The sequence below is a fragment of the Blautia difficilis genome (assembly GCF_014297245.1).
Taxonomy (GTDB): domain Bacteria; phylum Bacillota; class Clostridia; order Lachnospirales; family Lachnospiraceae; genus Blautia_A; species Blautia_A difficilis.
Map to the genome: position 1 here is coordinate 154,771 of NZ_JACOQG010000003.1, position 13,368 is coordinate 168,138.

9 protein-coding genes are annotated in these 13,368 nt (G+C 41.6%); 3 read left to right on the forward strand and 6 right to left on the reverse strand.

The features are described 5' to 3' along the window. The first annotated feature begins 359 nt into the window (after positions 1-359). Positions 360-1,298, forward strand: coding sequence for a type IV pilin protein (locus H8Z82_RS03630; protein WP_186994272.1), 939 nt, complete (start codon positions 360-362; stop codon positions 1,296-1,298). A 79-nt stretch (positions 1,299-1,377) separates the two neighbouring features. Here H8Z82_RS03630 and H8Z82_RS03635 read toward each other — a convergent pair whose 3' ends face one another. The 4 genes from H8Z82_RS03635 to H8Z82_RS03650 all read right to left on the reverse strand — a co-directional run bounded on the left by H8Z82_RS03635 (position 1,378) and on the right by H8Z82_RS03650 (position 5,810). Then, positions 1,378-2,433, reverse strand: coding sequence for a PLP-dependent aminotransferase family protein (locus tag H8Z82_RS03635; RefSeq protein WP_186994273.1), 1,056 nt, complete (start codon positions 2,431-2,433; stop codon positions 1,378-1,380). 206 nt (positions 2,434-2,639) lie between these two features. Next, positions 2,640-3,653, reverse strand: coding sequence for an SGNH/GDSL hydrolase family protein (locus tag H8Z82_RS03640; RefSeq protein WP_186994274.1), 1,014 nt, complete (start codon positions 3,651-3,653; stop codon positions 2,640-2,642). A gap of 233 nt (positions 3,654-3,886) precedes the next feature. After that, positions 3,887-5,032: a lactaldehyde reductase gene (gene fucO, locus H8Z82_RS03645; RefSeq protein WP_186994275.1), complete on the reverse strand. Its 1,146-nt coding sequence runs from the start codon at positions 5,030-5,032 to the stop codon at positions 3,887-3,889. 199 nt (positions 5,033-5,231) lie between these two features. Continuing rightward, positions 5,232-5,810 (reverse strand): TetR/AcrR family transcriptional regulator, encoded by a 579-nt coding sequence (locus H8Z82_RS03650; protein ID WP_118246922.1) that lies wholly within the window; start codon positions 5,808-5,810, stop codon positions 5,232-5,234. Between the two features lie 327 nt (positions 5,811-6,137). On the opposite strand from H8Z82_RS03650, the gene H8Z82_RS03655 reads away from it, so the two are divergent. Next, positions 6,138-8,864 (forward strand): ATP-binding protein, encoded by a 2,727-nt coding sequence (locus H8Z82_RS03655; RefSeq protein ID WP_186994276.1) that lies wholly within the window; start codon positions 6,138-6,140, stop codon positions 8,862-8,864. A gap of 115 nt (positions 8,865-8,979) precedes the next feature. On the opposite strand, the gene H8Z82_RS03660 is transcribed toward H8Z82_RS03655, so the two are convergent. After that, positions 8,980-10,728, reverse strand: coding sequence for an ABC transporter ATP-binding protein (locus tag H8Z82_RS03660; RefSeq protein ID WP_119243028.1), 1,749 nt, complete (start codon positions 10,726-10,728; stop codon positions 8,980-8,982). A 247-nt stretch (positions 10,729-10,975) separates the two neighbouring features. Here H8Z82_RS03660 and H8Z82_RS03665 point away from each other — a divergent pair, with 247 nt between their 5' ends. Beyond that, positions 10,976-12,643: a flavodoxin family protein gene (locus H8Z82_RS03665; RefSeq protein ID WP_186994277.1), complete on the forward strand. Its 1,668-nt coding sequence runs from the start codon at positions 10,976-10,978 to the stop codon at positions 12,641-12,643. Here H8Z82_RS03665 and H8Z82_RS03670 read toward each other — a convergent pair. Beyond that, positions 12,542-13,225 carry a hypothetical protein gene (locus tag H8Z82_RS03670; protein ID WP_186994278.1) on the reverse strand — a complete coding sequence of 228 codons (684 nt, stop codon included), beginning with the start codon at positions 13,223-13,225 and terminating at the stop codon, positions 12,542-12,544. The genes H8Z82_RS03665 and H8Z82_RS03670 overlap by 102 nt on opposite strands. Positions 13,226-13,368: the final 143 nt, after the last annotated feature.

Consider the following 13,368-nt stretch of genomic DNA (forward strand, 5'->3'; position numbering starts at 1 on the left):
CCTGCTTAAAATGAATAATGAAAATAAAAGCATGACTTTTCCGAAAGAACAGATCTGGAATCTGTATAGAAAATAAAGGATTGGATTTGAAGAAATAAGAAAATATGCTTTTGCTTATATTAACACGGTTCGTCAGGCGTTACAAGGAATTTTTTTCGGAAATATTGGTCAAGCGGATATTCGCAATTGAAACAGAGGACTTACTTGATTCGGTTAAAAAATTTCAATTGCACAGGAGCTTGTTCTGTGTTATTATCTCAACATAATTGCAAAAAATGTCTTGCATCTAACTTAACCATTCACAAATTGCTTCCTTGTGAGACAATTTTGTAGTTCTTAAAAATTAGTAAGGTGAATCTATGCATAATAAAAATAAAGGTTTTACCCTGGTAGAGCTGATTGTGGTGATTTCGGTTCTGGCAGTTCTGGTTGGAATCCTGGCACCGGCTTATACGAAATATGTAGAGCGAAGCCGTGAGTCTGTGGATCTGACCAATGTTCGTGCAGCATATGATGAAATAGTGGCTGAAGTCACTCTGGAGGGAATAAGTACCACTACAATAAAGAAATCTGTACCACTGAAACAGAAAATCGAAGACTGGCAGTCCTCCAAAACTGTCTCCATCGCAGGCTATTCCCAGACTGTAGGAAAACCGGACACAGTAAACTGGAAAGGCGTTCCCAAAGCAGGCGGAAGCTGTGAGATCTATTTTGATGAGGATGGAAACGTTGTGTTTGACTGGGGAGGGGAGAATGCTGGGAAGGCGTATCCCTTTAATACTGAGGATAATCCAAGAAACCCTCTTGAAAATTCCGGATTGCTTGACAATGAATTAAATAAGAGGAACTTTGAAATTGATTCCAATGCAAAAAAGTCTAAAACCGAAGATTCATATTTGGTTAGTAAAATAAAAGAAAATATTAATCCTGACAGCCTGTTAAATAAAGGAACTTGGGCTTATTATAAAAATTCTGATATCCCAAATAACTATTATCTCTTTTGGACTTCTGTAGACACCAATAAAGTTGAAGCAGGCAAGAATATTCCTGTTATTATCAGTACAGCAGACGACAAGTATTATATTTCTAAAACAGTAACAGCTTATCGTAAACCAATAAACAACTATCAAGGAGCCCCTGGCTATATAGCAATTGCAGAACGTGAAACAGCATACGATGGATATAAGCGCTATATTACTAATGCTCCAAAATACGACTCTTTAGAAGCTGCCTACGATGCATACGAACAGCTAATTGCCAAAGACTATCCAGACTACAAAAACACACTCCCCAAATAGCAACTCAACCACAAAAGCCACAGACCGGTTTTGACGCCAGTCTGTGGCTTAATTAGATTTTTAAAATGCTTTAAGATGTTTAATAGTTTTCAAAGGCCTCTACGATTTTCTGCATATCATCCGTGTTAAAGCGCTCATCACAGCTGACAGACATGATATGGGAATATATATATTTGGCACCTGGATAGTCTTCAACCTTTACGAAAGGTGGTACAGGCCAATATACCTTAGGCGGAATGTGTCTGTCTGCCAGATGCTTGATAAGGGCGTCCCGGTTTTCCACGAAGAAAGGGAAAAACATAGGACAGATATCATCTGAAAGATAAGGAAATACCGGGCGGATATCGACGCGTTCCGGCAGGTGTTCCAGAAGGTAACGGTAATTTTCCTGGCGTTTACGGATCGCATCCCGGAATGGATAATGAAGTATTGTTTTAAGGGAAGCTTCATCCCCTTCCTGGATGTCGAAAATTTCACGAAGCATAAATTCCGCTTTCCAGAAAACATCATTACCTTCTTTATTGTAGTCCTCATTTCCGGTATGCTCGTAAGTCTCTCGAGATTGAAGAGCCTGATCTCTAAGGGAAAACTGTTCTTTATTGATGGGAATAGGCTTTACGCCAAAGGTGCCCTTTCGCTTGATGGCAAGACCACCGGAGGCAACACCCATCCATTTTCGGAGACTGACGGCAATATAGTCAGCATCCGGACAGGCCGGCAGTGGAGAAAATGCTGTATGGGTGGTATCCACTATTACAGAAACGCCACTGGCTTTACATTTTTTGACAAAATCCTCATTATAGGTAGGATAGCCGTAGTATCCACAGACAAGGAGAACACTGATCTGAGGGATCATCTCTTCCTCAAATACAGGGGAAAGATTTTTGTCAAAATCATAATAATGAATTTCATATCCTGCTTTTACAAAGCAGCCCAGAACTGTTTCGCAGTCATAGGAAGGCAGATATGCCACACGCTTTTGATCTGTTAACATCAGATCCCTCAGACAGTAATAAATGGCACAACGACCGGACATTAGATGAGCGGTGTCCCCGGGATCAGGACAGGTATGCTCCACATAGTTGTTTGGCTCAGAGCCAACGGGTTGATAGGGGAAAAAGCCTCCAATTTCCATAGTAAAAACCTCCTTTAATTAAATTTATATATTATACCTAATATTTCGAAATATTTAACAAAAATGAAAGTAATGACTTTACAAATCCATTATAACATGAATATTATAAAATATAAAGTAAAGTATCTACTTTACTTAAAGATATTTTTACCCTCTTGATTGGGTAACAAAAAAGAGGCTGCCTATTCAGACAGCCCCTTGGGGGATTATGAAACCCAGCCGGTAGCTTTTACAATATAATCATAGATCTTGCGGTAAGTAGCCGTATTATAATGCTGTCCGTCAGCAGCATAATAGCCTACTTTCTGTAAATGGCCAAAGCAGTCCAGATAATTATCCGGGAAATTATTTCTCAGTGCATCATTAAAGGGACGGATCGTAGCATTACTTACGTTGTAAGCACCCACACCAATCACCGGATTGATGGACATAAGATAAATATTTGCCCTGGGATGGCTGGCAATAAAGGAACGATAATATGTCAGATAGTTTGCCTGCTGATACAGATAATCGTTCAGTCCGAAGCCAAATACAACCGTTGATTCCGGGTAAGAGGCCAGATAAGATTCCAGCATTGGTCCGGCAGTGGATTTGAGCCAGTTGTATCCCATGGATACTTTTCCGATATAAATAGCATTTCCGATTCTGCAGTCACGCATAGAAGCTACGCGACAGTCCCCCAGGATGATCAGGCGGGATTTCGAAGTCTGTTTTACCTTGGTAACAGAGCCGTCAGAAGATACATAGCGGCTTCCAATCCATTTCTTCTTACTCATAGCTCCGGTTTTCTTTCCGAAGTAGTAACGTTTTCCATTAATCATCTGCCAGCCGTGCAATAGCTGTCCACTGGTTTTGGAAAGGTAGTAGGTTTTACCTTTAACCTTTTGTAAGCCTGTGAGAAGCTGACCTTCTTTTCCCTTCACTTCGGAAAGATAATATCTTTCGCCTTTGTAGTCTTTCCAGCCTGTTTCTACATAGCCATGGGCGTCAAAGCTGTAGCATTTGCCTTTTACTTTTAACCAGCGGGATTTTGGATAGCGACCGTCAGTATAGACATATTTGCGTCCTTGGGTATCCCTCTTCCAGGTTCCTTCTTTTGCCTGTTTTACAGAGGTCAGCAGATTGGTGGCAGCAGATACTGTCACACTGGCAGACATGATGAAAAGGCACAGGAGTAAAAGTGCGAACAGACCTTTTTTTCTGAATTTTTTCTTTTTCATTAGTTTGTCCTCCTTTTGATACAAGCAAGTTACCGCCCACTGCTTATTGCTTTTCACAACGGAAGTGAGGACTTACTTGATTCGCTTAAATACAAGTTTACTTTATCACAAACAAAAGGTCACAGCAACCCAAATAAAAAAAGAAACAATAAGAAAAAGCCACAGAGCTGGATGGTTCCAGTCTGTGGCCTTAATGGCTGCTTTTTGCTTTTTTATTTTGCAAAAGTGATTCATTACATAATCTTGCGGAACAGATCTTTCAGATCTTCTACGCTTGCATCTTTTGGATTTCCTGGTGCGCATGCGTCTGCGTGTGCAGATTCTGCCAGGAACTGAAGATCTTCTTCTTTGATTGCTTCCAGTTTAGTCGGGATTCCTACATCAACAGAAAGCTTCTTAACAGCCTCGATTGCTGCTTTTCTGTACTCTTCCTGAGACATTTCATCTACACCTTTGACACCCATTGCTCTGGCGATCTCACGATATTTCTCCCCTGTGCATTCCTGGTTGTATTCCATAACGATCGGAAGCATCATTGCGCAGGCAACACCGTGTGGTGTGTCATAAACAGCGCCAAGTGTATGAGCCATGGAGTGAGCGATTCCAAGACCTACGTTAGAGAATCCCATACCTGCAATGTACTGGCCAAGAGCCATTCCTTCACGGCCTTCTTTTGTGTTTTCAACAGCACCGCGGAGAGATTTTGAGATTAGCTCAATTGCTTTTAAATGGAACATATCTGTCATTTCCCATGCAGCTTTTGTTGTATACCCTTCGATTGCATGAGTCAGAGCATCCATACCTGTAGAAGCTGTCAGTCCTTTTGGCATAGAAGACATCATTTCAGGATCAATGATTGCGATGATCGGCATATCATGTGGGTCAACACATACGAATTTACGTTTTCTTTCTACATCTGTGATAACGTAATTGATGGTTACCTCTGCTGCTGTACCTGCTGTTGTGGGAACTGCAATGATCGGTACGCAAGGTTTCTTGGTAGGAGCTGTACCTTCCAGACTTCTTACATCTTCGAATTCAGGGTTTGCAATGATGATACCGATTGCTTTGGAAGTATCCATGGAAGAACCGCCGCCGATTGCGATCAGATAATCTGCACCTGAATCCTTGAATGCCTGAACACCGTGCTGTACGTTCTCAATTGTAGGGTTCGGTTTGATGTCTGAATACAGTTCATATGCAAGTCCGTTTTTCTCAAGAATATCTGTAACTTTGCTTGTTACATGGAATTTTACAAGGTCAGGGTCAGAGCAAACGAAAGCTTTCTTAAAGCCATGTGCTTTTGCTTCGTTTGCGATTTCCTCGATTGCACCTGCTCCGTGATAAGATGTCTGATTTAAGTTAATTCTGTTTGCCATAATGCTTTCCATTCCTTTCAGTATTTTACATTTTGATATTCTTTACAGATAAGTTTCCGCAACGCTCATCTTTGTTATTATTCTAACAATGTAAATTCAAAAAAGAAAGTTACACTTTCGCTCAAATGTAACTTTCTCACTAAGTTTGTGCAATAAATACGAAAATAATCAGGTGAAATTGTGCACTAATCTGTTATGTTTATGACAATATTTCCAGTTCTTCAAACAACTGAGAGAGTTTCCCAGGCATCCCATCAACTAAAATTTTCGCCAGTCCCTCCGGTGCACACTCCAATTCCCCCAGCACCCATTTTACAGTCATATAAATAGAACTCTGGCAGTACATTTCCAGAATACAATGTATGGTCTCATCCGGAATTTTTCCTGTTTTCTCACGGATCAGATTTTCATAGAAAGCCAGGATCAGTTCAAAATCATGCTGGCGCAGACTGTTCTGCCTATCATATTTAAAGGCCGCTGCAAAGAAAATGTGCTCTTCCTGAATATAGGTAAACTTCTTTACCAGTGCATCATAAACTGTTTTTCCCATTCCCATATGCTCAAAGGATTTTGCCAGGAGTTTATCAAAATACCAGTTGATCAGATCAAATTTATCCATGAAATTCCGGTAAAAAGTCTGCCTGGTAAGGCCACAGTTTTCTGTAATCTGTTTTACCGTAATGTTGTCTACAGTTGTTGTCTTCATACACTCTTTCATGGACTGCGCAAGACGATATTTTGTTTTTTCCCCTTTAACATTTTCTGCTGTCAGTTCCATAGATTTTCCTTTCACAGGTAATTTTGTTTATTATAGTCTTTTGTATTTTGTCACAGTCAATGCCAGGCATACAAGCACCACTACAAACCGTGCTATTTTCCAGCAATATAAATATGTATTATTATACCACTTGCTCATCACCCGACAGGGGGTGCGACCCCGCCTGGCTCCTATTCCCAAGTATATGATTTCAGTGTAGCAAACGACAGATGGGATGTCAACCAATGCGCAAACTTTATGCTAATCGCATAAATTCGCCCATTATCATTGCTATTTTTTGGTAAAAAGGGTATACTTTTAAGCACTAAACACCAGGAGTATAAAATTATGAACACACACTCATCCGGATATTACAGCATAGACAAAGACTATAATATCCTAAGCTATAACGACACTGCCAAACAACTGTACCCCAATCTCCAGCCGGGAGTGAAATGCTATAAGGCACTTATGGGGCTTGATTCCCCATGCCCGCCCTGCCCTGTAGCACTGGGGATACAGGGACCAAAGACTTACCTGGATCCGATCCGCCATATTTATGAGACAGTTGATGCAGTGGAGACGGTACAGCCCGACGGCAGCAGAGGACATGCACTTGTATTCAGCACAGTAGCCGAAGGAGAACGCCTGTCAAAGTCCATTCCCACAGGCGAGAACTCTCTCCGTCTGCTGGGTGCCATCAACCTGCTTGCTTCTGACTACATGTCTGTTTATGGCGTAAACCGGGAAACCGGGAAAATCTCCGTATATCGTTCCAGATTTACTAATGTTTTTGCGGATATTAAAGATAATTCAGACTATAAGCTGTCATTTGATTTTCTCATCCAGAAATATATTCATCCGGATGAGCGTTCCTATGTGTCCAGACACCTGAATTATGAAACCCTGCTGGAAAGACTTTCTCAGGAAGCCTCTTTCAAATTCCATTTCAGGGTTGTCACAGATATTGTCCATTACTATTATCTGCTCATTGCCAGAAACGGAAACGCCGATGATTATCGGGATTTCGTAATTGCAGTGGCCTGTGAAGACAATGATGTGACAGCACGCAAAATCTATGAAAATCAGCTCCACTCTCTTCTGGCATCCATTACCCATGCTGCCGGCTACTTTCATCTCGACCTTACAGATGATAAGATTCTGAAGATCGGAGGCACCTCTGCCCTGGCCTATAAGATGGATGCTGACGCTTCCATTGACCATTTTATTGCAGAGACTGCTGTTTTTATACCGGTATTAAAGGACAGAAACGATTTTATCAACGCATTTTGCCGCAGTTCCCTGATGAAAAGCTACGAGGACGGTCAGGTAGAGGTCACCAGAGTTTCCCGCTGTCTCTACGATGACAATATAACCAGGCTTTCCAAATATGTGACAAGACTGCTGCTCAATCCTTCCAATAACCATCTGGAAGCAATCCTCTACGGTGAGGATGTCACCAGAACACAGGAAGCCTATGAGACACAGGTAAGTATTGTCCAGACACTGAGCAGTAACTACCTGAACGTATACCTGATCAACCCCAGAGAAAAAACTCTCTCTGTGATCAAGCAGGAAGACCACGATGTCCCTGATCTGGACAAAAAACACAACAATACATACCCCTATGATCTTTTCCTCTCAGACTATATCCGGCAGCGTGTATATCCGGATGACCGTACAATGCTGGAAGAATCACTGGAACTGGGTAATGTAATGAGTGTTTTGTCCGGTCAGTCCGAATACAAAGGAAATTACCGGATAAATGACAGGGATGGTATCCATTACTATCAGTTCCGCTTTATCAAAAACGAAGACTCCGGTATCATTGTTCTGGGATTTTTGAATGTGGACGATGTGGTGGAATCAGAAATCAGGCACCAGAAGCTTCTCAAAGAAGCTCTTGATACTGCCGAACGTGCCAATGCAGAGAAGTCCAATTTCCTTTCCCGTATGTCCCACGATATGCGTACTCCGCTGAATGGGATCATTGGTCTGCTGGAAATTGATAAAAAGCACGAAAATGATATCGGATTCCTGAAAAGTAATCGTGAAAAAGCATTCATTTCAGCCAGTCATCTGCTCTCTCTTATCAATGATGTACTGGATATGTCCAAGATTGAGGAGGGCGGACTTGTACTCAACCATGAACCTTTTGATCTGATCAAATATGAAAAAGAGACACAGATGCTGATTGATATGCAGGCACAGAAAAACGGCATTGATTTCACCGTTCATATCGCACCGGAGATATACGAACATCCCTTTGTATACGGCAGCCCTCTGCACCTCCGTCGTGCCATGATGAATATTTACAGTAACTGTATCAAATACAACAGAGAGAATGGGGCGATCCATACGGAGATCCATGCTCTCCCTTCCCATGATCATAAGCTGGTCTGCAGATGGACGATCTCTGATACGGGAATCGGCATCAGCAAAGAATATCTGGAGAAGATCTTTGAACCCTTTACTCAGGAGAATACGGATGCCCGAAGTGTATATCATGGCACCGGACTGGGTATGAGCATTGCCAAAGCGCTATTTGAACAGATGGGTGGTACCATTGAGATTTCCAGTACTCCGGGTATCGGAAGTACTTTTGTGATCACTCTGCCATTTGAAAAGGCAGAAGAAACGGATATCTCTTCTGAGCCAGAAGCTGAGCGAAACTCCATTCAGGGCATAAAGATCCTGCTGGCGGAGGATAATGAAATAAACAGAGAAGTGGCACAGGTACTCCTTGAAGAGGAAGGTGCTGTGGTAACTGCAGTATCCAATGGCAGGGAAGCTGTAAAACTTTTCTCCCTTCACCCTGAGGGGACATTTGATGTGATACTTATGGATATTATGATGCCTCTGATGAACGGATACGAAGCCACACGCCAGATCCGGAAGCTTGACAGGACGGATGCTTCTTTCATTCCCATCATCGCACTGACCGCTAATGCTTTTGCAGAGGATGTACGCCATGCACTGGACTGTGGTATGAACGCACATCTGGCCAAACCACTGGATGTGAAAAAAATGATCCATACGATTGCCCTGTGTTACTGTGAACGGAGTGAACAGTAACTGCCCTGTATCTGTAAAGAAATATTTTTTCTAGAAACCAGAAAGCCACAGGCTGGTTGGGCTCCAGTCTGTGGCTCAGTTATTCCCGACAGGGGGTGCGACCCCGCCTGGTATCCTATAAGCCGGCTTTACACAGCTTTGCGTAAACGCCATCTTTATCCATCAGTTCCTGATGTGTTCCCTCTTCTGCAATTCCATCCTCTGTAAGGACAAGGATTCTTCTGGCATTGCGAATTGTAGAAAGTCTGTGAGCAATTACAAAAGTAGTTCTGTCCTTTGCAAGACGCTCCAGCGATTCCTGAACCACCTTCTCACTCTCATTATCCAGCGCAGATGTTGCCTCATCAAAAATCAGAATAGGCGGATTCTTCAGAAAAGCTCTGGCAATGGAAAGACGCTGTTTCTGTCCTCCAGAGAGCTTCACTCCACGCTGCCCAATATCTGTACCATAATTATCCGGCATTTCCATAATAAAATCATGAGCATTTGCCAGCTTAGCCGCCCTGATAACATCCTCGTCTGTAGCATCCGGACGTCCATAGCGAATATTTTCCATAATATTTCCGGCAAACAGATACACATCCTGCTGCACGATTCCTATGTGATCACGCAGATCCTTCAGTTTGATCTTACGGATATCTTTTCCATCCAGATAGATTGCTCCTGATGACACATCATAAAATCTGGGGATCAGACTGCAAAGAGTAGTCTTTCCGGCGCCTGAGGTACCTACAAGAGCAACATAGTCACCAGACTTTACTTCCAGATTCACATTAGAAAGCACCTTCTCATTATGGTCTTCATAATGGAATGATACATTCTCAAAACGAATATCTCCATCCACATGTTCCAGAGGCACAGCATCCGGTGCATCTTCAATATCCGGTGCAATGGACATCATTTCCAGGAAACGATCATAACCGCTGTAACCATTCTGAAACTGTTCAGTAAAATTCACCAGCTTCGTAACGGGCTCAGTAAAATTATTGATATACAAAAGAAATGTCACAAGGTCTGTAGCGCTTAAATTTCCAGATGCCAGGAACACAGCACCAGAAACAAGTGCTGTTACCGTGATCAATGTAGTAAAGGCATCCATTCCTGCATGATAGCCTGCCATATAGCGGTAAGTCACACGCTTAGAATCCACGAAACGCTCATTTCCTTTACGGAACTTCTCAATCTCACGCTTCTCATTTCCAAAGGATTTTACCACCCTGATTCCGGAAAGGCTATCCTCGATCTGACTATTGATCTCACCCATGCGCACACGATTCTCTTTAAATGCACTTTTCATTTTCTTATTGTAGATCAGCGCGTAGATCAACATGATGATCACAACAGCAAAACACAGCAACGCCATCTGCGGCTTTACATTCAAGAGAATGATCAGCGCTCCGAAAAGCTTGATCACAGAGATCAGAATATCCTCCGGTCCATGATGAAGAAGCTCTGTAATGTCAAAAAGGTCACTTGTAATACGGGAAAGCAGCTGTCCCACTTTCTGGTTATCGTAGAATGCAAAAGAAAGCTTCTGATAATGGCTGAAGATCTCATTTCGCATATCGTGCTCAATATAAGCACCCATCATGTGACCATAATAGGTGATAAAATAGCGGCTTCCCAGCTGCACCAGGATCAGCAGCAACATTCCCACACCTATTTTCAGAATGATAGTCTTAGCTTCCACCGCTGATAACTCGCTTACCGAATTCATAATATAGCGGACCATCAATGGAATAACAAGGGTAACTGCCGCCCCTAGAAATGCAAAAAACAGATCTGCAAAAAATAACCCCCTATATGGTTTGTAATAGCCAGCAAGCATCTTCAGCTTGCCAGGCTGTTTTTTCTCTTGTTTCATGTGATTCTCCTCTGCTTTTACTGCTATATTTTTATTAGCCAGCAGCAAAAATTTTCATACAGAATTTATTATAAACCGACTGGGAGTGTTTTGTCAAAATGCTTCTGCAAATATTTTCTCCAGTATTATTTTCCCGACAGGGGGTGCGACCTCGCCAGGTTGCCTACCCCCTCTGGTTCTGTTGACAATCCACATATGAAAGGGTACACTTTCATTATCAGAAAATAAAGGAATGGAGGACATAGAGATGAAGATACTTCTGATCAACGGAAGTCCAAAAGGCAAAAGAAGTAATTCATTAAAGCTTGCATACAGCTTTATTAAGGGATTAGAAAACGGATGTACGAGTAATAAAGAAGAATTATCTGTTGATGAACTGCATATAGCCTCAATGAATATAGGTGCGTGTAAGGGATGCTTTGCATGCTGGCAGAAAACACCCGGGAGATGCTGTATAAATGATGATATGCAAACAGTCATTAAAAAACTGATTCGTGCTGATCTAATTTTATGGTCTTTTCCACTGTACTATTTTAATGTTCCCGGTATGTTAAAGAATTTGATCGATCGTCAGCTTCCTATGAGTCTTCCTTTTATGAGTTCAAGGCAGGACGGATACGGAAGCGGCAGTCATGATGCCAGATATGATATGGAAGGCAAGAGACACGTATTAATCTCTACCTGTGGCTTTTATTCTGCCGACGAAAATTATGACAGTGTATTGCGGATGTTTGACCATTTCCTTGGCAGGGGAAATTATACGACCATTTTTTGCGGTCAGGGAGAATTGTTTCGTGTAAAGGAATTGTCAGTGAGAACAAATAAATATCTTGCTGCAGTAACATGTGCAGGCTCTGAATATGCAATGACAGGAGCAATATCGAAAGAAACAGATGCTGTACTCCATACACTTTTATATCCCAGAGATATATTTGAAAAAATGGCAGATGCCAGCTGGGGTATTAACAAAAGGACCGGCGAGAAAGAACCTGAGGATCTTATATTTACCCGGCAAATGGCCGCTCTTTACAATAAAGACGCCTATGACGGAAAAGAACGCGTACTTGAGATACATTTTACCGATTTGGATCATACGTATCAGATTCGGCTTAACAAGACCGGAAGCCAGATTTTTACAGACGGAAGCCTTTCTCCGACTACTCGCATCGATACACCTTTTTCTGTATGGTCAGCTATTTCTCGTGGAGAAATTGGTGGCGCAGAAGCATTGGGAAAACAGATGTATACGGTATCCGGTGATTTCTCCTTAATGATCAATTGGGATAAATTCTTTGGAAGCACATCTACAGTCAAAAATCCTGAGAAAAAATCTCCAAACATGATTGAGAAGAAAAATCCTTCTATGATGACAATGCTTATACCATGGATTGCCTTTTGGATTGCTGTTTCTATTGCTCCTAAAGTGGGGGCTTTGATAACTCTTATCGTAGTGGCAGGCATACCGTTTATTATGAGAAATCATGAATTTGTGATCTGGGATCAACTCTCTATGATAGCCGTTGCTGTACTTTCCGCAGCAGCAAATGTAACCGGGGATGGAGATATTCCTACAAATATAGGATATCTTGTGTTTGGATTGTTCTGGCTGCTTTCATGCCTGACAAAAGAACCTTTATGCGCTGCTTATGTAAAATACAATTATGGTGGTGAAAGTGCACATAAAAACCCTCTCTTCATGAAGACAAATTATATTCTTGCAGCGGCATGGGGATTGTTATATGTACTGACAGCAGTCTGGACCTTTCTGCTTAGAAGAGCCGGGTTTGGAAATCTGCTTATCATTGTAAACAATTTAATTCCAATCTTGATGGGATTTTTTACAATGTGGTTTGAAAAATGGTATCCCGCAAAGATGGCAAGAGGCAAGAGAAAAGAAGAAAGCTCTGTACCGTAAAAACATCATAAAGAAAAAAGCCACAGACTGGTTGGTGCCAGTCTGTGACTCTTTGTCTTCACTAATTCTACAGATTAAATGCCTGATTGGCCATCTCCACTCATATTCCATTTTTTTGTTCACAGCCCAGAAAGGCTCCAGTTTCTCTAAAACATTCAACGCTTCTTCCGGACTCAGTGAGAGTATTACAGGTTTGATACAATCCCCGATTTCTGAGTTGTAGAAATAAGTTCTGTCACGATCATCTTCTATTTGCGTAACTTTATGGTTACATATAATCAATGGAGGCTCTATATAAGCCCGAAGCTGATAACCAGAAAATACAGCGCCCTTGTGTTTTCCGGGAAAGTCTATATTTTCCGCTTCATAAACTGCATACTTTTCCTTTTTGGCTATACATTTTCCAAAATATGGATTTTCAACATAATAAAATTTTCTTATCTCTTCTGAAAATGCCTTGTAAAAATCTTCATTTACATTTTCAAGAATCAGTCTTGAATTCTCCTTATACTCTCTATTTTCAACATCATAAGCAAGAAATTTCACCGATTTCCCATCAATATATCCATTTTCTTCTGTCACTCTGATTTTCCAGTCTCTGGATTCCATGCAGATTGCCATATTATAATCCCTGTATGCAGTCAGCGATGCTATCTTAAAACCGTTACTGAAAACTTATAAAAAGTTATAAACTTCTATGTTCCATTCCTACTTCAACGAGTATG

Coding starts and splice junctions, on each gene's coding strand:
- H8Z82_RS03630 (WP_186994272.1), top strand. CDS start 360: ATGCATAATAAAAATAAAGGTTTTACCCTGGTAGAGCTGATTGTGGTG.
- H8Z82_RS03635 (WP_186994273.1), bottom strand. CDS start 2,433: ATGGAAATTGGAGGCTTTTTCCCCTATCAACCCGTTGGCTCTGAGCCA.
- H8Z82_RS03640 (WP_186994274.1), bottom strand. CDS start 3,653: ATGAAAAAGAAAAAATTCAGAAAAAAAGGTCTGTTCGCACTTTTACTC.
- fucO (WP_186994275.1), bottom strand. CDS start 5,032: ATGGCAAACAGAATTAACTTAAATCAGACATCTTATCACGGAGCAGGT.
- H8Z82_RS03650 (WP_118246922.1), bottom strand. CDS start 5,810: ATGGAACTGACAGCAGAAAATGTTAAAGGGGAAAAAACAAAATATCGT.
- H8Z82_RS03655 (WP_186994276.1), top strand. CDS start 6,138: ATGAACACACACTCATCCGGATATTACAGCATAGACAAAGACTATAAT.
- H8Z82_RS03660 (WP_119243028.1), bottom strand. CDS start 10,728: ATGAAACAAGAGAAAAAACAGCCTGGCAAGCTGAAGATGCTTGCTGGC.
- H8Z82_RS03665 (WP_186994277.1), top strand. CDS start 10,976: ATGAAGATACTTCTGATCAACGGAAGTCCAAAAGGCAAAAGAAGTAAT.